Raw genomic sequence first — 22,043 nt, forward strand, 5'->3', positions numbered from 1 at the left:
ATGAAGCCTTTTGTAAAAATATTCAGCGGTTTATTTCTCGTTTTCTCAAGCGCCGTGGCCCTGGCTGCTGCGCAACTCGATGTGAGAATCACACCAGCCAACTCTGAGCTCAAAGCCAATATCGAAGGCTATGTGGGCAGTCCGGGTGAGCGCGATCAAGAGAGCCTTGAGCATTTCAGCATCGGTGCCCAGGAGCAGGCGCAGCGAGCCTCGCAAGCGCTGGGCTATTATCAGGCGCGCATCGACAGCGAAGTGGTCCAAGGCAGGAACGGCGAATTGCAGTTGGTGATCAATGTGCAAGCCGGTGAGCCGATCCATCTGCGCAATGTCACGGTGCGGGTCGATGGCCCGGCAGCCGCCCTCAAGGCATTCCGCATTCCCAAGAGCGCCGCCCTGAAAAGCGGTGCCGTTCTCAATCATGGTCATTACGAAGATGCCAAGCGGCTGATTCTGAATCAGGCCTCACGGTATGGTTTTTTCTCCGGTCGCTTTACCCAGCAACGCCTGTCGGTTGACCCGGCGGCGGGTGTGGCGGATATCGATCTGGTTTATGACAGCGGCCCGCGCTACTACCTGGGCAACGTCAGTTTCAGTGGCGATGCGCCCTTCGATGATGATCTGCTCAGGCGAATGGTGCCGTTCAAGGAAGGCACGCCCTACGATTCGGAGCTGATCGCCGAGCTGAACCAGGCCATGCAAGCCAGTGGCTATTTTGAAGGTGTCCGGGTGGACGCCGCCCCCACCGCGGCCATCGGGCAGAGCATTCCGGTGACTGTCGCGCTGGACACCCGCAAGCCTCGGACCATGGGGCTGGGATTGGGTTATTCCACGGACGTCGGACCGCGTGGCAAGGCCAACTGGACGCGCCATTGGGTCAACCCGCAAGGGCACAGCTACGGCATCGAATCCGAGCTGTCGGCACCGCGCCAGAACGTCGGCCTGTGGTATGACATTCCCCTTGATCCGCCGCTGACCGACAAGCTGCGTTATGCCGGCGGCTATCAATACGAGGAGATTGCCGGCACTGACTCGTTGAGCAAACTGCTGACTGTGGGTCCGGAATGGCACAGCAGGTTGCCCAGCGGCTGGGAGCGCGTGATTTCGTTGAAATGGCAGCGCGAGGAATACCGCCTTGGCGACGACTCCGGGCTCAGCACTTTGCTGATGCCGGGTATCAGCTATTCCTTTCTGCGCAGCGATAACCGGATCGATCCGCACAACGGCTATCGCTTGCAGTTTGATGCACAGGTGGCCAAGGAAGGGCTGATGTCCGATTCAAACCTGCTGCATGGCAACGTGCTGCTCAAAGGGTTGACGACTTTGGGGCAGAGTCATCGGCTGCTGGGTCGGGTGCAGTTCGGTGGCAACGCCACCAATGGCTATAAGTCGATCCCGCCGTCCCTGCGTTTCTTCGCCGGTGGCGATCAGAGCGTGCGCGGCTATGACTATCAGACGCTGTCGCCAGAGAACTCCGACGGCGATCGCATTGGTGGGCGCTACATGGTGGCCGGCAGCGTGGAGTATCAATATTCAATAGCCGAGAAGTGGCGCGTGGCGACCTTTGTCGACCAGGGCAATTCGTTCAATACCTTGAACCTGCCGAGCCTCAAGACAGGCGTGGGCATTGGCGTGCGCTGGGTGTCGCCGGTCGGTCCGCTGCGTCTGGATCTGGCCCACGCGCTGGATGACGACGGCGGCATTCGCCTGCATTTCTCCATGGGGCCGGAACTGTGAAGAGTCTGAATTGGCAGCGCTCGCTGAAGATTGTTGGCCTGAGTGTCGTCATCGTTGTGATGCTGATTGTTGCCGGGCTCGGGGTATTGCTTGGAACCCAGGCCGGCAGCCGCTGGACCTTGCAGCAGGTACCGGGCCTGCAAGTCGATAACTTCAACGGCACGTTGGGCGGGCGCTGGAGTGCTGATTATCTGCTTTGGCAGCAAACCGGCACCCGAGTTGAACTGGATGCGCCGGTATTCGCGTGGTCGCCGGGCTGTCTGCTGAAACTCACGCTGTGCATCGACGAATTACAGACCGATCAAATCCGTCTGCAACTGGCCCCCGGCAGTGACGAAAGCAGTGGCGGGCCGATTAATCTGCCGGATCTCAAGTTGCCGCTGGCCATTCGCCTGGGTGACGTGCGAATCGGCAGCCTGCAACTGGATGGCACCGAGCAGCTGCGTGACCTGCAACTGGCCGCGCACTGGACCCAGGAAGGGCTGCGCATTGATAGCGTGCATCTGCAACGCGACGATCTGGTGCTGGACCTGGCCGGTTTGCTCAAGCCAGACGGCGATTGGCCTCTTACGGCCAGCGGTCTGCTGAAACTGCCTGCTCAGGATCACAAGGCCTGGGTGGTCAATCTGAATATCCAGGGTGATCTGCTCAAGACCCTGAAACTGAATGCGATCAGCAGTGGTTATCTGCAAGCCCGGCTGACGGGCGAGTTGCAGCCACTTCTGGAAAATCTGCCAGCACAACTCAAGATCACGTCGGACGCGTTCAAGGCCAGTGCGGCGCTGCCGGACACCTTGCAGCTCAATCAACTGGTGCTGGATGCCCAAGGTGATCTCAAGGCCGGTTATCAGCTGACTGGTACTGCCAGTCTACCGGCTGAACAAGGGCCGGTTGCGCTTGCGATCAAGGGCAGAGTCGATACAAAAGGCGCCGATATCGATGCTCTGGACCTGAGCGCCAACCCGCAGCAACGCCTTAACCTGACCGGCAAGCTGAATTGGGAGCAAGGCTTGCGCGCCGACGCAAAAATCGCATGGCTGGATTTCCCTTGGCATCGACTGTATCCCGAAGTGGCGGAGCCGCAGGTGGCGCTGCGTAAGTTCAACGGCGAAGTGTCCTACACCGACGGCAAGTATCTGGGTAATTTCAGCTCCGATCTGGACGGTCCGGCCGGCGCGTTCAGCTTGAGCAGCCCGTTCAGCGGCGACCTTACCCAGGTATTTCTGCCGCAGCTGGAAATGGTTGCGGGGCAGGGCAAGGCCAGCGGTCATTTGAATCTGCAGTTTGCCGACGGCATTGGTTGGGATACAGCATTGGACCTGAGTGCACTTGACCCTTCCTATTGGTTGGCGCAGATGCCCGGAACCCTGGCGGGTCCACTGCGCAGCAAGGGGCAGTTCAAGAACGAAAAATTGAGTCTGAATGCTGATCTTGATCTCAAGGGCCGCTTGCGTGGTCAGCCAGCCGTGTTGCAAGCCAGGGCGGACGGCAGCGGCGACAAATGGAATGTCAATGCTCTGGATATCCGCCTTGGCGACAACCGCATTCAGGGCAGTGGCAGTTTGCAGCAGCGTCTGCTCGGCCACCTGGACCTGAACCTGCCACGTCTTGGTCAGCTTTGGCCGGGGCTGCAAGGCCAAGTCAAGGGTCGCCTGGATCTGGCGGGCACAGTGCAAGCGCCCCAAGCAATACTGGCGCTGCAAGGCGCGCAACTGGCGTTTCAGGACAATCGCCTGCGAAGCCTGACCCTGAATGGCAAACTCGACAACGCCCAGCGTGCGGTTATTGATCTAAAAGGCAGCGGCATTCAAGCGGGCGACACTCAATTGGGAGCTCTGGTTCTGGGTGCTCAGGGCGATATCAAGCGTCAGCAGTTGAAAATCGACTTGCAGGGGCCGTTGCTCAAACTTGCCCTGGCGCTGGATGGCAACCTGGACAAGGGTAACTGGCGTGGTCGATTGGCCAGCGGCACGCTTCAGAGCGGCGGTCAGGACTGGCGTCTGCAACAGCCCGCCAAGCTCGAACGACTGGCGGATGGCAAAATCAATTTTGGCGCGCACTGCTGGCTTTCCGGGCCTGCCAGTCTGTGCGGCGAAGACCAGCGTCTGATGCCGGAACCGCGCCTGCGCTACCACCTCAAGAACTTCCCCCTCGACAGTCTGGCGCAATGGTTGCCCAAGGATTTCGCCTGGAAAGGTTCGCTCAACGCCGATGTTCAGCTCGACGTGCCAGCGGCGGGGCCCAATGGCCAGTTCGCCATCAACGCCAACGGCGGGACGTTGCGGGTGCGGGATAAACAGCAATGGCTGGAATTCCCTTACGAAAGTCTGGTGCTGAACAGCACGCTGACGCCCAAGCTCATCGACAGTCGCCTGGCTTTTCGCGGCGGCAAACTCGGCACGCTGCTGCTCAACGCCAAGATTGATCCGCTGGCTCAAAACAAGACACTCACGGGTGATTTCAACCTCAGCGGCCTGGATATTTCGATTGCCCGACCTTTCCTGCCTATGGTGCAAAAGCTCACAGGACGACTTAATGGCAATGGCCGACTGTCTGGCGGGCTGCTGGCGCCTCAGGTCAATGGCAATGTGATGTTGAGCGGGGGCGAGATTTCCGGGCCAGAGCTACCCATCAGCCTCCAGGATCTACAGATCAAGGCGCTGATCGCCGGGGAAAGCATTCAGCTCCAGGGCGGCTGGAAAAGCGGTGAAGCAGGTCAAGGCAGTCTCGACGGTCAGGTCAGTTGGGGGCAAGCGCTGCTGGTGGACTTGAACCTGAAGGGCTCGCGCCTGCCGATTACCGTCGAACCTTACGCGACGCTGGAAGCCGCACCTGATCTGAAAATATCCATGCACGGCGACCGGCTTGGTGTTTCCGGCAAAGTCCTGATTCCCAAGGGTGTGATTACTGTGCGGGAGCTGCCGCCTTCGACCGTGAAATTGTCGGGCGATACCGTGATTGTCGGGCATCAGACCGAACAAGGCGCGCCACCCATGGCGATTGCCATGGATGTCGATGTTCAGGTAGGACAGGAAAAACTCAGCTTCACCGGTTTCGGCCTCACCGCCGATCTGGTCGGTCAGGTGCACATCGGCGACAACCTGGATACTCGCGGCGAACTTAACCTGAAAAACGGCCGTTATCGTGCTTATGGGCAACGACTGACGATTCGCAAGGCGCGCCTGCTGTTTGCCGGGCCCGCTGACCAGCCTTATCTGGATGTCGAGGCGATTCGCCAGACCGATGACGTGATTGCCGGCATTCGTTTGTCCGGCAGTGCCGAGCAACCCACCACCACGGTGTTTTCCGAGCCGGCCATGAGTCAGGAGCAGGCGTTGTCTTATCTGGTTTTGGGTAGACCGCTGAACAACACCGGCGAAGACAGCAACATGATGGCCCAGGCCGCTTTGGCCCTTGGGCTGGCCGGCAGCGAATCCACAACCGGCAAGCTGGCGAACAATCTGGGGATCAAGGATTTCGAACTGGACACTCAAGGCAGCGGCGACAAGACCAACGTTGTCGCCAGCGGCAAGATCACCGAGAAACTGAGTCTGCGCTACGGCGTTGGCGTATTTGAACCGGCCAATACCATCGCGTTGCGCTACATGCTCAGCAAGAAGGTGTATCTGGAAGCCGCCAGCGGCATCGCCAGTTCGCTGGATATCTTTTATAAGCGGGATTTTTGAGGAAAGCGGTATAGATCCCGTTGGAGCGAGGCTTGCCCGCGAATCAGACGCCTCAGTGAACCAGCTCTACCGCGTCATCGTTCTTCGCGGGCAAGCCTCGCTCCAACGGGTGCCGGAGTTTGCTGCGCGACAGCGCCGCGTCTGGACGACAGGAAATCTCCTACGGAGGTTTTGCCATCCCTTAGCCATTCACCAGCTTTAACGACGCCTCGCTGTAACGCTGCCCGGCAATCGCTTCAACCGGAAACAAATTCCTTAACGCTTTCAATTCCCCGGCGCTGAGCGTGATGTTCAGTGCCGCGACGTTCTCTTCCAGGTATTTGCGCTGCTTGGTTCCTGGAATCGGCACGATGTCGTCGCCTTGCGCCAAAACCCAGGCCAACGCCAGTTGCCCGGCAGTCACGCCCTTGTCAGCGGCGAGTTTCTGTACTTTTTCCACTAGTAGCAGATTCCTGGCGAAGTTCTCACCCTGAAAGCGCGGTGCGCTGCGACGGTAGTCATCCGCTGCAAAGTCGTCCGGGCTTTTCAAGGTGCCGGTCAGGAAGCCTCGACCCAGCGGGCTGTAAGGTACAAAGGCAATGCCCAGACGGCGACAGGCTTCGAGGCTGCCGTTTTCCTCGGGATCGCGGCTCCACAACGAATACTCGGTTTGCAGCGCGGTAATTGGATGGACCTTGTGCGCGCGTTCCAGCGTTTCTGCAGACGCCTCGCTCAAGCCCAGATAACGGACTTTGCCAGCCTTGACCAGCTCGGCCATGGCACCCACCGATTCTTCAACCGGGACTTGCGGGTCGATCCGATGCTGATAGTAAAGGTCGAGGGTTTCGATCTTAAGTCGCTTCAAAGTGCCGTCGATGGCGCTGCGAATGTATTCGGGGCTGCCATTCAGGCCGCGTGCAGCAGGGTCATTGGCGTCGCGGACAAAACCGAACTTGCTGGCCAGGAACACTTGGTCGCGCTTGCCTTGCAAGGCTTCACCGAGCAGTTCTTCATTGGTGTGGGGACCGTACATGTCGGCGGTATCGAGCAACGTGACGCCAAGCTCCAAGGCACGATGCAGGGTTGCAATCGATTCCTTGCGGTCACTGCCGGTGGTGTAAAAATCGGTCATGCCCATGCAGCCAAGACCGATGGCGGAAACGCGTGGACCATTGCGGCCCAATTGACGGGTTTGCATTGATGAACTCCTGTCATTGAAAGTGGCGACAGTTTTACTCCTCGACAAAATCTGGATAAACCCGCTAAAAGTGCTTTCACTGTTTAGAAAATCTAAATAATTCAGCGCCGAGGGTTTTCACAATGGATCGACTCAATGCCATGCGCGTGTTTACCCGCATTGTCGAGCTTGGCGGCTTTGCCAAGGCCGCCGACAGCCTGCACATGCCAAGAGCCTCGGTAACCATCCTGATCAAACAGCTGGAAGCGCATCTGGGCGTGCAGTTGTTGCAGCGTACGACCCGGCAAGTCAGCCCGACACTGGACGGTCAGGCTTACTATCAGCGCTGTGTCAGTCTGCTGGCTGATCTGGATGAGGTCGAAGCCGAATTTTCTTCAGCGAATATCGCCCCCAAGGGTGTATTGCGCATCGATATTCCAGTGGGGTTCGGGCGGATGATTTTGATCCCCGCTTTGCCGGAATTCAGTGCGCGTTATCCCATGATCGATCTGGAAATCGGCATGAGTGACCGCCCGGTGGATTTGATTCGCGAAGGCGTCGATTGCGTGCTGCGTGCCGGGCCGCCACAGGATGATTCGCTGGTGGCGCGGCCGTTGACCCGCATGGTTCAGGTGACCTGCGCCAGCCGCCGCTATCTTGATCAATACGGCACGCCCCACACCCTGGCGGATTTGCCGCGCCACAAGGTCATCGAGTACTTCTCTGCCAGCTCCAACAAGCGTTACGGCCTGGAGTTCATGATCGATGGGCAGGTGAAGGATTTCAGTCTGCCCAAGGCAATGTCGATCAACAGTGCCGACGGTTATCTGGCAGCGTGCGAAGCGGGCTACGGGCTGGTGCAAACGCCGTATTACCATATCGCCGAGCAGTTACGTCGGGGGACCTTGCTGGAAGTGCTCAAGAGCTATCGGCCGCCAGCGATGGCGCTGCTCGCGCTTTACCCGCCGCATCGGCAGATGTCGCGCCGGGTGAGGGTGTTTGTCGACTGGCTTGTGGAGCTGTGCGCGCGCAAGGAGCTGCTTGAAAAACTCAATGGCTGAGGCAAATTCCGCCGCATCCGATCTAGGTCGCCGGGCGCTTTCGTGGTTAACTTCCGGCTCTTCCCAAACCCTGGAAAAAGGACTCAGTTCATGGCTCAAGTGACTCGTAGAGGCAACCCTGTCCAAATCAACGGTGACCTGCCAGCAGTTGGCAGCGCTGCCCCTGCATTCACGTTGGTCGGCGGTGACCTGGCCGACGTGACCCTGGCTGACTTTGCCGGCAAGCGCAAAGTGCTGAACATCTTCCCAAGTGTCGATACCCCGACCTGCGCGACGTCTGTGCGCAAATTCAACGCCCAGGCCAACGACCTGACCAACGCCGTGGTGTTGTGCATCTCCGCTGATCTGCCATTCGCGCAGGCGCGGTTCTGCGGCGCCGAAGGCCTGGAAAACGTCAAGAACCTGTCCACCATGCGTGGCACCGGGTTCATGAAGAATTATGGTGTCGAGATCGCCGATGGCCCGATGCAGGGCCTGACCACTCGCGCCGTTGTAGTGCTTGATGAAAACGACAAAGTGCTGCACAGCGAACTGGTTCCGGAAATCGGTCAGGAACCTGACTATGACGCCGCGCTCTCCGTATTGAAGTAATAACCGGCAACACTTCGACGGCCTGAACCTGCTCAGGCCGTTTTTATTTATGCTTCAGATGTTTAACAGAAGTAACGCCAACGTAAATTGCCGGTAAAGGCGCTTTGCTTACCGTCCGTCTGTGCTTATTGTTCAACTCCTGAAGAAGCCCCATCCGCATTGGTTGATTATTCATGCAATTGTCTGGTTCCCGTAGTTCCCGCCGCTGGCTGATCAGTCTGCTTGTCCTGTTGGTTATCATCGGCCTGTGCTGGTGGTTCTGGCCGTCCTCTGCCGCCCATAAGGATGCTGGCAAAGGTTCTGGCGCCAGCCGGTCAGCCAGCGCGGCCAAGGGCGGCCCGGCGCGACCTGGCTTTGGCGGCGCGACCGGCCCTGTTCCAGTGCGTGTGGCGCCTGCGGTACTCGGGGACTTCCCGATCTACTACAAAGCGTTGGGCACCGTGACGGCGATGAACACCATCAATGTGCGCAGCCGGGTCGCGGGGGAACTGGTCAAGCTCAACTTCCAGGAAGGCCAGATGGTCAAGGTTGGCGATTTGCTGGCCGAGATTGATCCGCGCAGCTATCAGATCGCTTTGCAGCAGGCCGAGGGTACGCTGGCCACCAACCAGGCGTTGTTGAAAAACGCCCAGCTTGATGTGCAACGCTATCGCGGGCTGTACGCCGAAGACAGTATCGCCAAGCAGACGCTGGACACCGCCGAGTCGCTGGTGAACCAGTATCAGGGCACGATCAAGACCAATCAGGCAGCGGTGGGCGACGCCAAACTCAATCTGGACTTCACCCGGATTCGTGCGCCGATTGCCGGCCGCACCGGTCTCAAGCAACTGGATGTCGGCAACCTTGTGGCCGCCAATGACACCACCGCGCTGGTGATCATCACCCAGACCAAACCGATCACAGTCAACTTCACTCTGCCGGAGAAGGACCTGTCGGCGGTCATCACGCGTTATCGCAGTGGCGACAAGCTGCCGGTGGAAGCCTGGGACCGAGGCGATGTGAAACTGCAGGCCAACGGCGTGCTCGCCAGTCTGGACAACCAGATTGATGTCGCCACCGGCACCCTGAAATTCAAGGCACGTTTCGAGAACCAGGACGAAGTGCTGTTCCCCAATCAGTTCGTCAATGTCCGCCTGCGTGCCGACACCCTGAAGCAAGCCGTGCTGGTGCCGACCGCAGCGGTGCAGTTCGGAACCAATGGCACCTTTGTCTATGTCATGGACGGTGACAAGAAGGTCAAGGTGCGCGGCCTCAAGACCGGCCCGAGCGACGAGCAGTCGACTGTAATCAGTGAAGGCCTGGCCGCCGGTGATCGGGTCGTGCTTGAAGGCACTGACCGCCTGCGCGACGGCAGCGATGTTGAAATCGTCAATGACAGCAAGGACGTGCCAAGCACTCCAGGCCAGCAGTTGCAAGGCAAGCCATCGAAGGAGTCCGGCGAATCGGCTACGGCCGACAAGGCGGAAAAAGACCACGCATGAACATCTCACGGCTGTTCATCCTGCGCCCGGTAGCCACCACGCTCAGTATGCTGGCTCTGGTGCTGGCCGGTTTGATTGCCTACAAATTGCTGCCGGTTTCGGCCTTGCCGCAGGTGGACTATCCGACCATCCGCGTTATGACGCTGTATCCCGGCGCGAGTCCGCAAGTGATGACCAGCGCCGTCACTGCGCCGCTTGAACGTCAGTTCGGGCAGATGCCGGGCCTGACTCAGATGGCGTCCACCAGCTCTGGCGGCGCATCGGTCATCACCCTGCGTTTCAGCCTTGAAATCAACATGGACGTCGCCGAGCAGGAAGTGCAGGCGGCGATCAACGGCGCGACCAATCTGCTGCCGACCGATCTGCCCGCGCCGCCGGTGTACAACAAGGTCAACCCGGCCGATACCCCAGTGCTGACGTTGGCCATCACTTCCAAAACCATGCTGTTGCCCAAGCTCAACGATCTGGTCGATACGCGCATGGCGCAGAAGATCGCGCAGATCAGCGGGGTTGGCATGGTCAGCATTGCCGGCGGTCAGCGTCAGGCAGTGCGCATCAAGGTCAATCCGGATGCCCTGGCGGCAGCCGGCTTGAATCTGGCTGACGTGCGCACGCTGGTGGGCGCGTCCAACGTCAACCAGCCCAAAGGTAACTTCGATGGCCCGACCCGGGTGTCGATGCTCGACGCCAACGACCAGCTCAAGTCGCCCGAGGAATACGCCAACCTGATCCTTGCGTACAAAGACGGCGGTCCGTTGCGCTTGAAGGATGTGGCGCAGATTGTCGACGGCGCGGAAAACGAGCGTCTTGCGGCCTGGGCCAATGAAAACCAGGCGGTGCTGCTCAATATCCAGCGCCAGCCGGGCGCCAACGTGATTGAAGTGGTGGATCGCATCAAGGCCTTGTTGCCGAGCATCACCGATAACCTGCCAGCCGGTCTGGACGTCGTGGTGCTGACCGACCGCACGCAAACCATTCGCGCTTCGGTCACCGACGTGCAGCATGAGCTGTTGATCGCCATTGTGCTGGTGGTGTTGGTGACGTTCCTGTTCCTGCGCCGTTTCAGCGCGACGATCATTCCGTCGATTGCCGTGCCGCTGTCACTGGTGGGCACGTTTGGCGTGATGTATCTGGCCGGTTTCTCGGTCAACAACCTGACGTTGATGGCCATGACCATCGCCACCGGTTTTGTGGTCGACGATGCGATTGTCATGCTGGAGAACATTTCCCGGCATATCGAGGAGGGCGAGTCGCCCATGCAGGCGGCGCTCAAGGGCGCGAAGCAGATTGGCTTCACCCTGGTGTCCCTGACTATTTCGTTGATTGCGGTGCTGATTCCGCTGCTGTTCATGGCGGATGTGGTCGGGCGGCTGTTCCGCGAGTTCGCCATCACCCTGGCGGTGGCGATCCTGATTTCTCTGGTCGTGTCGTTGACCCTGACGCCGATGATGTGCGCGCGCTTGCTCAAGCGCGAGCCCAAACCTGAAGAGCAAAGCCGTTTCTACCGGGCCAGCGGTGCCTGGCTGGACTGGTTGATCGAGGCCTACGGGCGCAAATTACGCTGGGTGCTCAAGCACCAGCCGCTGACCTTGCTGGTCGCGGTGGGAACGCTGGCATTGACGGTGTTCCTGTACATGATCGTGCCCAAGGGCTTTTTCCCGGTGCAGGACACCGGCGTGATCCAGGGTATTTCCGAAGCGCCGCAGTCGGTTTCGTTCGCCGCCATGAGCGAGCGTCAGCAATCCCTGGCAAAAATCATTCTTCAGGACCCGGCCGTGGTCAGTCTGTCGTCGTATATCGGCGTCGATGGCGACAACACCACGCTCAACAGCGGGCGCTTCCTGATCAACCTCAAGCCGCATAACCAGCGGGATCTGGACGCAACGCAGATCATCCAGCGCTTGCAGCCGCAACTGGACAAGCTGTCCGGGATTCGTCTGTTCATGCAGCCGGTGCAGGATTTGACTATCGAAGATCGCGTCAGCCGGACGCAGTATCAGTTCAGCATGTCGTCGCCGGACGCTGACATGCTTGCGCTGTGGAGCGGCAAATTGGTCGACGCGCTGAGCAAACGCACCGAACTGACGGATGTCGCCAGCGACTTGCAGGACAAGGGTTTGCAGGTTTACCTGCTGATTGATCGCGATGCGGCCAGCCGTGTCGGCGTGACCGTGGCCAATATCACCGATGCGTTGTACGACGCGTTCGGCCAGCGGCAGATCTCGACGATTTATACCCAGGCCAGCCAGTACCGGGTGGTGCTGCAGGCCGATTCGGTGGGTGAGCTGGGGCCGAAGGCGCTGGAACAGATTCACGTCAAGACCACCGATGGTGTGCAGGTCAAGCTGTCGAGTCTGGCGCGTATCGAGCAGCGTCAGGCGCAATTGGCTATTACCCACCTGGGGCAATTCCCGGCGGTGATGATGTCGTTCAATCTGGCACCCGGCGTGGCATTGGGCGCTGCGGTGGAGATCATCGAGCAAACCCAGCAGGGCATCGGCATGCCGACCGGCGTGCAGACTGAATTCCAGGGCGCCGCCCAGGCGTTCCAGGCTTCGTTGTCCAGCACGTTGCTGCTGATCCTTGCCGCAGTAGTCACGATGTATATCGTGCTGGGCGTGCTGTACGAAAGTTACATCCATCCGATCACCATTCTTTCCACGTTGCCTTCGGCAGCGGTGGGCGCGCTGCTGGCGTTACTGATCAGCGGTAATGATCTGGGCATGATCGCCATTATCGGCATCATTCTGTTGATCGGGATCGTCAAGAAAAACGCGATCATGATGATCGACTTCGCCCTCGACGCCGAGCGTAACCGAGGCGTGGATCCGGAAACGGCGATCTACGAAGCGGCGCTGTTACGCTTCCGGCCGATCCTGATGACCACCATGGCGGCCTTGTTCGGCGCCGTGCCGCTGATGCTGGCGACGGGTTCCGGCGCTGAACTGCGTCAGCCGCTGGGTCTGGTGATGGTCGGCGGCTTGATGCTCAGCCAGGTGCTGACGCTGTTCACCACGCCGGTGATCTACCTTTACTTCGATCGATTGGGGCGTCGTTTCGGTCGTTCGGAGAAGGTCGAGGTGCCGGTGTGAAGCCTGGCGATAAGTTGAAGGCCTGGAGCTTACGCCCATGAACCTTTCCGGCCCATTTATTCGCCGGCCGGTGGCGACCATACTGCTGAGTCTGGCGATCATGTTGCTGGGCGGCGTCAGCTTCGGCCTGCTGCCGGTAGCGCCGCTGCCCAACATGGACTTCCCGGTGATCGTGGTGTCCGCCAGCTTGCCGGGTGCCAGCCCGGAAATCATGGCGTCCAGCGTGGCCACGCCACTGGAGCGGTCGCTGGGCACCATCGCCGGGGTCAATACCATGAGCAGCCGTTCGAGCCAGGGCTCGACACGGGTGATCCTGCAATTCGATCTGGATCGCGACATCAACGGCGCGGCGCGCGAGGTGCAGGCGGCAATCAACGCGTCGCGCAATCTGCTGCCCAGCGGTATGCGCAGCATGCCGACCTACAAGAAGGTCAACCCGTCCCAAGCGCCAATCATGGTTCTGGCGCTGACCTCCGATGTGCTGAAAAAAGGCCAGCTCTACGACCTGGCGTCGACCATCCTGTCGCAAAGCCTGTCCCAGGTCACCGGCGTCGGCGAGGTGCAGATCGGCGGCAGTTCGCTGCCCGCCGTGCGCGTCGAGCTTGAACCGCAGCTGCTTAACCAGTACGGCGTTTCCCTCGACGAAGTGCGCTCGACCATTACCGGCGCCAACGTGCGGCGGCCCAAAGGTTCGGTGGAAACCGCCGAGAGCCACTGGCAAGTCCAGGCCAATGACCAGCTGGAAAAGGCCAAGGATTACGAACCGCTGATCATTCGTTATCAGGATGGTGCGGCGTTGCGGCTCAAGGATGTGGCCAAAGTCAGCGACGCCGTGGAAGACCGCTACAACGCTGGTTATTTCAACGACAAGACCGCGGTGCTGCTGGTGATCAACCGCCAGGCCGGGGCGAATATCATCGAAACGGTGGCGCAGATCCGCGAGCAACTGCCGGCGCTGGAAGCGGTAATGCCCGCCAGCGTCAAGCTTGAAGTGGCCCTGGACCGCTCGCCCGTGATCAAGGCCACGCTGCATGAAGCAGAAATGACCCTGCTGATCGCCGTGGTGCTGGTGATTCTGGTGGTGTTCCTGTTCCTCGGCAATTTCCGCGCATCGCTGATTCCGACACTGGCGGTTCCGGTTTCGCTGGTTGGCACCTTTGCGATCATGTACCTGTGCGGTTTTTCCCTGAATAACCTGTCGCTGATGGCGCTGATTCTCGCCACGGGTCTGGTGGTGGATGACGCCATCGTCGTGCTGGAGAACATTTCCCGGCACATCGACAAGGGTGTTGCGCCGATGCAGGCGGCTTATCTGGGCGCCAAAGAGGTGGGCTTCACCTTGCTGTCGATGAACGTGTCGCTGGTCGCGGTCTTCATCTCGATCCTGTTCATGGGCGGGCTGGTGGAAAGCCTGTTCCGCGAGTTCTCCATCACGCTGTCAGTGTCGATCATCGTTTCGCTGGTGGTTTCCCTGACCCTGACGCCAATGCTTTGCGCCCGCTGGCTCAAGCCGCATGTACCGGGCGAAGAAAACGCCTTGCAGCGCTGGAGCCGGCGCGTCAACGACCGGATGGTCGACGGCTATGACCGTAGCCTGGGCTGGGTATTGCGCCATCGGCGGCTGACGCTGCTCAGCCTGCTGATCACCATCGGGGTGAACATTGCGCTGTATGTGGTGGTGCCCAAGACCTTCCTGCCGACCCAGGATACCGGGCAGCTGATCGGTTTTGTGCGGGGCGACGATGGTCTGTCGTTCTCCGTCATGCAGCCCAAGATGGAGATATTTCGTCGCGCGGTGATGGCCGACCCGGCAGTGGATACCGTAGCCGGCTTCATCGGCGGCAACAACGGCACCAACAACGCCTTCATGATCGTGCGCCTGAAGAACATCAAGGAACGCAAGATATCCGCAGAACAGGTGGTCGAGCGCCTGCGCAAGGAAATGCCCAAGGTGCCGGGCGGCAGGGTGTTCCTGATGCCTGACCAGGATTTACAGCTGGGTGGCGGCCGCGAGCAAACTACCTCGCAATATCAATACATCCTGCAAAGCGGAGATCTCGGCAGTTTGCGCGAGTGGTATCCGAAAGTCGTCGCCGCGCTCAAGTCCTTGCCGGAACTGACGGCCATCGACGCCCGGGAAGGGCGTGGCGCGCAACAGGTCACGTTGCAGGTCGATCGCGACACCGCCAAGCGGCTGGGCATCGACATGAACATGGTCACTGCGGTGCTCAATAACGCTTACAGCCAGCGCCAGGTGTCGACGATCTACGACAGCCTGAACCAGTATCAGGTGGTGATGGAGGTCAATCCGAAATACGCCCAGGACCCGGTCACACTGGAGCAGGTCCAGGTGATTACCGCCGATGGCCAGCGCGTGCCGTTATCGAGCATTGCCTACTATGAACGCAGCCTCGAAAACGACCGGGTGTCCCATGAAGGGCAGTTCGCTTCGGACAGTGTTTCGTTCGACCTGGCCGAAGGTGTCAGTCTCGATAAGGCCACCGTGGCAATCGAACGTGCAGTGGCGGCAGTTGGGTTGCCGTCTGATGTGATCGCGAAAATGGCCGGTACCGCCGATGCGTTCGCCGCGACCCAGAAGAGCCAGCCGTGGATGATTCTCGGCGCGTTGCTCGCGGTTTATCTGGTGCTGGGTATTCTCTATGAAAGCTACATCCACCCATTGACGATTCTCTCCACGCTGCCGTCGGCAGGTGTCGGCGCGTTGCTCAGTATTTATGTGCTGGGCGGGCAGTTCAGTCTGATTTCCCTGCTCGGGTTATTTCTGCTGATCGGTGTGGTGAAGAAGAATGCGATTCTGATGATCGACCTGGCGCTGCAACTGGAACGTCACGGCGGGATGACGCCGCTGGAGTCGATCCGCAGTGCCTGCCTGCAACGGCTGCGGCCGATTCTGATGACGACGCTGGCGGCCATTCTCGGTGCGCTGCCGTTATTGCTGAGCAGTGCTGAAGGTGCGGAAATGCGCCGGCCGCTGGGCTTGACGATTATTGGCGGGCTGGTCGTCAGCCAGATCCTGACCCTTTACACCACCCCGGTGGTTTACCTCTATCTCGACCGTCTGCGCCACCGCTTCAACAAGTGGCGCGGCGTGCGTACCGATGCAGCTTTGGAAACTCCGCTATGACCGAACGCCAGAAAATCAAAGCCGTCAAACAATGGCCCGCGCGCAATGCCGCGCGTGGTCTGGGCCTGGGGCTGTGCGTTCTGCTCCTGAGTGCCTGCGCGGTCGGCCCGGATTATCACAAGCCCGAAATGGCGGCTCCGGCGCAGTTCAAGGCGGCACAGGGCTGGCGTCAGGCCACGCCGAGTGATTCGCTGGCCCGTGGCGCTTGGTGGGAGTTGTATGGCGATGCGCAGCTCAACGGGCTGGTGGAAAAACTCAACAGTTCCAACCAGACCGTCGCCCAGTACGAAGCGCAATACCGTCAGGCCAAGGCGTTGGTCCGCAGCTCCCGAGGCGCGTTCTTTCCGACCCTCGACCTGACCACCAGCAAAAACCGCTCCAGCCAGGGCACCGGCAGCAGCAGTTCGAGCCTGAGCAGTTCCAGCAGCGGCATTCGCGATACCTACAATGCGCAGTTGGGCGTCAGTTGGGAAGCCGACATCTGGGGCAAGCTGCGTCGCGGGCTGGAAGCCGACACGGCCAGCGCCCAGGCGAGCCTTGGCGATCTGGCGGCCATGCAGCTGAGCCTGCAATCGGAGCTGGTGCAGAATTACCTGCAATTGCGCGTCATCGATGAGCAGAAGCGTCTGCTTGAAGCCACGGTCGACGCTTATCAGCGTTCCCTGACCTTGACCCAGAACCAATACCGCGCCGGCATTTCCGGACGCGATGCGGTAGCGCAGGCGCAAACCCAGCTTAAAAGCACACAAGCCGATTTGATCGATCTGATGTGGCAGCGCGCCCAGTTCGAAAACGCCATCGCCGTGCTGATGGGCCAGGCCCCAGCGGACTTCAATCTGGCCGCGAGCACTTCGATTCCGGCGCTGCCAGCGATTCCTGTCGGCTTGCCTTCACAGTTGCTTGAACGGCGACCGGACATCGCGGCGGCCGAGCGTTCGGTCATGGCCGCCAACGCCAATATCGGCATCGCCAAGGCGGCTTATTACCCAGATCTGACCCTGAGCCTGAGCGGCGGCTACAGCAGCAGCACCTTCGCCAACTGGATCAGTTTGCCGAACCGCTTCTGGTCCGTTGGCCCGCAGTTGGCCATGACGCTGTTCGACGGCGGGCAACGCTCGGCTGAAGTTGAGCGCACCGAGGCAGTCTACGACCAGACCGTGGCGCAGTATCGGCAAACGGTGCTGAACGGCTTCCAGGAAGTGGAAAACTACCTGGTGCAGCTCAAGGTCTACGAGGAAGAGGCGGGCGTGCGCGCCGAAGCCCTGGCGGCGGCCCGTGATTCGTTGCGCCTGACCAGCAATCAGTACAAGGCCGGGCTGATCGGTTATCTGGATGTGGTCAATGTGCAGACCACCGCGCTTAGCAACGAACGCAGCGTGCTGACCTTGCTGCAAAGTCGCCTGATTGCCAGCGTGCAGTTGATCGCGGCACTGGGTGGCGGCTGGGAGTCCGAACGCGGTTTGAAACTGCGTGACTGACGGGTCATTGGCGTCAGAGCCGGTCCGAAGGATGGCCCTTGGAGGCCTTGTATTCCGGGGCTTTGCGGAATTTTAGGGGCGATACCCGATACGCTCGAAATAATTAATGGCTATGCGCCATATTTGCGACGACGGACCGCGACATTTGGCGGAAAATGCGTAGAATCCCGCGGCTCTGACTGGGCATGGATTAGCTCGTTGTTCTACGCCGCGAGCCGCTTATGTTGATTGGTCAATACACGCCTTCGTTAGTTCTGGTTTCAATCTTTGTTGCCATCCTGGCGTCCTACACGGCGCTGGATCTTGCCGGGCGCATCGCGACGTCCAAAGGTCCTGCGTTGTTGGCGTGGATCGGCGGTGGCGCGTTTTCCATGGGTGTCGGCATCTGGGCCATGCATTTCATCGGCATGCTGGCCTTCGATCTGCCCATTGATCTGGCGTTCGACTTGCCGATCACCCTGCTGTCGCTGCTAATCGCGATTGTCTCTTCCGGTTTCGCCCTCTGGCTGGTGAGTCAGCCTGCTTTGCCTCGGCTGTTGTTGGGGCTCGGGGCGTTGTTCATGGGCGCCGGAATCAGTGCAATGCATTACACCGGCATGGCGGCGCTACGCATGCAACCGGGCATCAGTTATGACGTGGAAACGGTGCTGATGTCGCTGCTGGTCGCCGTAGCGGCATCCGCCGTAGCGCTCTGGATGGCATTGCGTTTGCGTCAACAGGTGACTTATGTGCGCTGCGTGCGCTTTGGCGCGGCAGTGGTGATGGGCGGGGCTATCGTCGGTATGCATTACATCGCCATGGCGGCGGCAGGCTTTGTCGACGCCAGTGTCTGCGGCGCACTGGCCACGGGAATCCGCGCGGATGGCCTGGACTCGTTGGTGCTGGTCACAGTCCTGGCGGTGCTTACCATCACGCTGGTGGTGCTGGTTCTGGATGCGCATCTGGAAGCGCGCACGGCGGCGTTGTCCCAGTCGCTAACCGAAGCCAATCGCGAACTGACGCACCTGGCGCTGCACGATACCCTGACCGGATTGCCCAATCGCGTATTGTTGGCCGACAAAATTGAATTGGCGATGCGCAAGGTGGACGCCAACGGCGGGCATTTTGCGCTGATGTTCATGGATCTAGACGGCTTCAAGCCGGTCAACGATGCATTCGGCCATCATGTGGGCGACCAGTTGTTGCGTGAAGTGGGTTTGCGTCTGCGGTCCAATCTGCATCGCCACGACACGCTGGCGCGAATTGGTGGCGATGAGTTTGTGCTGCTGGTCGAACTGAATGACGTTGAAGACGCGCCCAGGATCGCGGCGCGCCAAGTGAATGTCATTGCTCAGCCGTTTCGAGTCGCGGAGCAAGCCTTGCAGATTTCGGTCAGCATCGGGATCGCCCTCTATCCGGGAAGTGGCAACACGCAGCAGGAATTGCTGATGAACGCCGATGCGGCGATGTACCACGCCAAGGCTACGGGCAAGAACGGCTATACATTCTTCGATGCCACCATGAACTCCAATGCGCGCATTCAGCTTGATTTGTTGCAGGATTTACGCTCTGGCCTCAAACAGAATGATTTTTGCCTGTATTACCAGCCGAAATTCGACGCCATCAGTGGCCTGCCAATTGGTGCCGAAGCGTTGTTGCGCTGGGTGCATCCGCAAAAGGGCATTCTGTTGCCGGACAAATTCATCAGTCTCGCGGAAAAGACCGGCTTGATCATTCCCATTGGCGAATGGGTGCTGAATGAAGCCTGTCGGCAGATGCGCGTGTGGTTTGAGATGGGCTACAGCCATTGGCGCGTGGCGGTCAACCTGTCTGCGCTGCAGTTCTGCCATGCCAATCTGGTGGATATCGTTGCTCAGGCCTTGCACCGTCATCAACTACCCGCTAACAGCCTGACCCTGGAAATCACTGAAACTACCGCCATGAACGACGCCGACGTCAGTATGACGGTGTTGCAGCAGCTGTCGGACATGGGCGTCGACTTGTCCATCGACGATTTTGGTACCGGCTACTCAAGCCTGATGTACCTCAAGCGGCTGCCTGCCAACGAGCTTAAAATCGACCGTGGTTTTGTCCGCGACCTGGAGCATGACAGCGATGACGCGGCCATCGTCTCGGCCATTGTCGCCCTTGGTCAGGCGCTGAACCTGCGTATCGTGGCGGAAGGCGTCGAGACCGATCAGCAGCAGAACTTCCTGACCCGGCTGGGCTGCGATTCCTTGCAAGGCTTTTTGCTGGGACATCCGCTGCCCGCTGCGCAATTCATCGCTGATATCCACGCCGCCGAGGCGCGCAAGTTTCAGACGGTCCAAACTGAGAAGTAAGTGCGTTGTTGGTAGTGGCGTTTATCGTTGATCGCTGGCAGGATCATGGTTTGCCGCCTCCCTGCCGGGTTTGTCGGGGCAGCAGGCACTCACAATCGGTTCCTGGAACACGTCACGAGAAGATAATGGACAAAATTCTGCTCATCACTGGAGGTTCACGGGGTATCGGAGCCGCCACAGCCTTGCTTGCCGCCGCTCAGGGTTACCAAATCTGCATCAACTACCTGTCCGATCACACGGCTGCCGAACGGGTCTGCGGCCAGGTCCGGGAGTTGGGCGCGCAGGCAATCACGATTCAGGCCGATGTCAGCAATGAAGACGAAATCATCCGTCTGTTCAGTCGTATCGATGCTGATCTGGGGCGCGTCACGCATCTGGTCAACAATGCCGCAACCGTTGCCCATGCGTCTCGCGTCGAAGAGATGTCCGAGTTTCGCTTGCTGAAAATGATGATGAGCAACGTGGTCGGGCCAATGCTGTGCAGCAAACATGCCTTGCTGCGCATGTCGCCGCGCCATGGCGGCAAAGGCGGCAGCATCGTCAATGTCTCTTCGGCGGCGTCTCGTCTGGGATCAGCAGGTGAGTACGTAGATTACGCGGCGTCCAAGGGCGCACTGGACACCTTCACCACCGGTTTGTCCAAGGAAGTAGCGGGTGAGGGGATTCGTGTCAATGCCGTCCGGCCGGGTTATATCTTCACCGATTTTCACGCCCTGAGCGGCGATCCGTTTCGGGTCAGCAAGCTGGAACCGGGTATCCCCATGGGCCGTGGCGGTGCCGCTGAAGAGGTCGCCGAGGCGATTGTCTGGCTGCTGTCGGAAAAAGCCTCGTATGCCACCGGAACCTTCATTGATCTGGCGGGTGGACGATAAGAATCAGTTGCCGAGCATCGAACGGACGATCCGGCCCAGGGTTTCCATGGCTTTTTCCGCCGCATCGTTCCAGGGGCTGCCATAGTTCAGGCGGATGCAGTTCGCGAAGCGTTGGGTCGGCGAAAATATCGGTCCGGGTGCGATGCTGATGCCTTGGGCCAGCGCAACCTTGAAAACTTGCAGCGAATCTACTGAATCGGGCAACTCCAGCCAGAGAAAATAACCGCCAACCGGCTGGCTGACCCGGGTTTGCGCGGGGAAATAGCGGCCGATGGCTGCGAGCATGGCGCGTTGCTGATCTTCCAGGGCGTAACGCAGCTTGCGCAGATGACGGTCGTAGCCGCCGTGTTCGAGATAATCGGCAATCGCCGCCTGCGCCGGCATCGAAGCGCACAGCGATGTCATCAATTTGAGCCTTTCGATTTTCTGCGCATAGCGTCCCGCCGCCACCCAGCCGATTCTGTAGCCGGGGGCGAGGCTCTTGGCGAACGATCCGCAATGCATCACAAGCCCGTCGGTATCAAACGCCTTGGCCGGTTTCGGCGCATGCGGCCCGTAATACAGCTCGGCGTACACGTCGTCTTCAATCAGCGGCACTTGATGTTCACGCAGCAGCTCGACCAGTTCGCGTTTGCGCGCCTCCGGCATCAAGGCGCCGCTGGGATTCTGGAAACTGGTCATGCACCAGACGGCCTTGACCGGATAGCGTTCAAGAGTTTGCGCCAGAATGCCCAGGTCGATGCCATCATGGGTGTGCACCGGAATCTCCACTGCCTTGAGCTTCAAGCGTTCCAGCACTTGCAGGCAGGCGTAGAACGCTGGCGCTTCGATTGCCACCAGATCGCCCGGCTCGGTGACGGCTTGCAGACACAGATTCAGCGCTTCCAGCGCGCCGTTGGTGATCAGCAGCTCTTCCATGGGCAGCATCAGGCCGCTAGTCATGTAACGAAGGGCGATTTGCCGACGCAATTGCGGATGCCCCGGCGACATGTCGGTGACGACCATGCGTGGGTCCATATCCCGACTGGCACTGGCCAGGGAGCGGGACAGGCGTTGCAGCGGAAACAGCAGCGGGCTGGGGAACGCCGAGCCGAACGGTACGGTGTTCGGGTCCTTGATGGAATCCAGTACCGAGAACACCAGTTCGCTGACATCCACCTCCGTGGACTCACTGACCTGCGGCTCCCTGGGCGTCTGCGCCGGCTGCACGAGAACGCTGGGGTTGACGAAATAACCCGAGCGCGGCCGGGCGCGAATCAGGCCACGGCGCTCCAGCAGGTAATAGGCCTGGAACACCGTCGAGGGGCTGATGCCATGGGCTTGGCTGGCATAACGCACTGACGGCACCCGCGCACCGGGCCCGAGGACGCCGCTGCGAATCAACTCGGCAATATCGTCGGCGTACTTCTCGTAACGCTTCATGGTG

Annotated in this window: 12 protein-coding genes; 10 read left to right on the forward strand and 2 right to left on the reverse strand. The window is 59.8% G+C overall.

The window, feature by feature from the left end; all coding sequences use genetic code 11:
* Together AABC73_RS12590 and AABC73_RS12595 are read left to right on the forward strand one after the other, a co-directional pair.
* Window positions 1–1,734, forward strand: coding sequence for an autotransporter assembly complex family protein (locus AABC73_RS12590; protein WP_341523858.1), 1,734 nt, complete (start codon window positions 1–3; stop codon window positions 1,732–1,734).
* A gap of 5 nt (window positions 1,735–1,739) precedes the next feature.
* On the forward strand, window positions 1,740–5,420 hold the full coding sequence (locus tag AABC73_RS12595; protein ID WP_341524228.1) for a translocation/assembly module TamB domain-containing protein: 3,681 nt from the start codon (window positions 1,740–1,742) through the stop codon (window positions 5,418–5,420).
* 181 nt (window positions 5,421–5,601) lie between these two features.
* Here the strand turns inward: AABC73_RS12595 and AABC73_RS12600 are convergent, their stop codons facing one another.
* Window positions 5,602–6,597 (reverse strand): aldo/keto reductase, encoded by a 996-nt coding sequence (locus tag AABC73_RS12600; protein WP_341523859.1) that lies wholly within the window; start codon window positions 6,595–6,597, stop codon window positions 5,602–5,604.
* Window positions 6,598–6,719: 122 nt separating this feature from the next.
* On the opposite strand from AABC73_RS12600, the gene AABC73_RS12605 reads away from it, so the two are divergent.
* From AABC73_RS12605 to AABC73_RS12640, 8 genes are all read left to right on the forward strand, one after another.
* Entirely contained in the window at window positions 6,720–7,637 is a 918-nt protein-coding gene (locus AABC73_RS12605) for a LysR family transcriptional regulator (RefSeq protein ID WP_341523860.1), read from the forward strand.
* Window positions 7,638–7,727: 90 nt separating this feature from the next.
* Window positions 7,728–8,228, forward strand: coding sequence for a thiol peroxidase (tpx, locus tag AABC73_RS12610; protein ID WP_341523861.1), 501 nt, complete (start codon window positions 7,728–7,730; stop codon window positions 8,226–8,228).
* Between the two features lie 173 nt (window positions 8,229–8,401).
* On the forward strand, window positions 8,402–9,709 hold the full coding sequence (locus tag AABC73_RS12615) for an MdtA/MuxA family multidrug efflux RND transporter periplasmic adaptor subunit (RefSeq protein WP_341523862.1): 1,308 nt from the start codon (window positions 8,402–8,404) through the stop codon (window positions 9,707–9,709).
* Window positions 9,706–12,801 (forward strand): MdtB/MuxB family multidrug efflux RND transporter permease subunit, encoded by a 3,096-nt coding sequence (locus AABC73_RS12620; RefSeq protein WP_341523863.1) that lies wholly within the window; start codon window positions 9,706–9,708, stop codon window positions 12,799–12,801. The genes AABC73_RS12615 and AABC73_RS12620 overlap by 4 nt, the downstream gene beginning before the upstream one ends.
* A 37-nt stretch (window positions 12,802–12,838) precedes the next feature.
* Window positions 12,839–15,946: an efflux RND transporter permease subunit gene (locus AABC73_RS12625; protein WP_341523864.1), complete on the forward strand. Its 3,108-nt coding sequence runs from the start codon at window positions 12,839–12,841 to the stop codon at window positions 15,944–15,946.
* Complete coding sequence (locus AABC73_RS12630; protein WP_341523865.1) at window positions 15,943–17,424, forward strand: efflux transporter outer membrane subunit; 1,482 nt, start codon at window positions 15,943–15,945, stop codon at window positions 17,422–17,424. The genes AABC73_RS12625 and AABC73_RS12630 overlap by 4 nt, the downstream gene beginning before the upstream one ends.
* Before the next feature lie 221 nt (window positions 17,425–17,645).
* Window positions 17,646–19,745 carry an EAL domain-containing protein gene (locus tag AABC73_RS12635; RefSeq protein ID WP_341523866.1) on the forward strand — a complete coding sequence of 700 codons (2,100 nt, stop codon included), beginning with the start codon at window positions 17,646–17,648 and terminating at the stop codon, window positions 19,743–19,745.
* A gap of 125 nt (window positions 19,746–19,870) precedes the next feature.
* Window positions 19,871–20,617 (forward strand): SDR family oxidoreductase, encoded by a 747-nt coding sequence (locus tag AABC73_RS12640; RefSeq protein WP_341523867.1) that lies wholly within the window; start codon window positions 19,871–19,873, stop codon window positions 20,615–20,617.
* Window positions 20,618–20,620: 3 nt separating this feature from the next.
* Here AABC73_RS12640 and mapR read toward each other — a convergent pair whose 3' ends face one another.
* The gene (gene mapR, locus AABC73_RS12645) at window positions 20,621–22,039 is read right to left on the reverse strand and encodes a GntR family transcriptional regulator MpaR (RefSeq protein ID WP_341523868.1); all 1,419 of its coding nucleotides are present in this window, start codon (window positions 22,037–22,039) and stop codon (window positions 20,621–20,623) included.
* Window positions 22,040–22,043 lie beyond the last annotated feature (4 nt).

Origin of the sequence: Pseudomonas sp. G.S.17, from assembly GCF_038096165.1 — a bacterium.
Taxonomy (GTDB): Bacteria; Pseudomonadota; Gammaproteobacteria; order Pseudomonadales; family Pseudomonadaceae; genus Aquipseudomonas.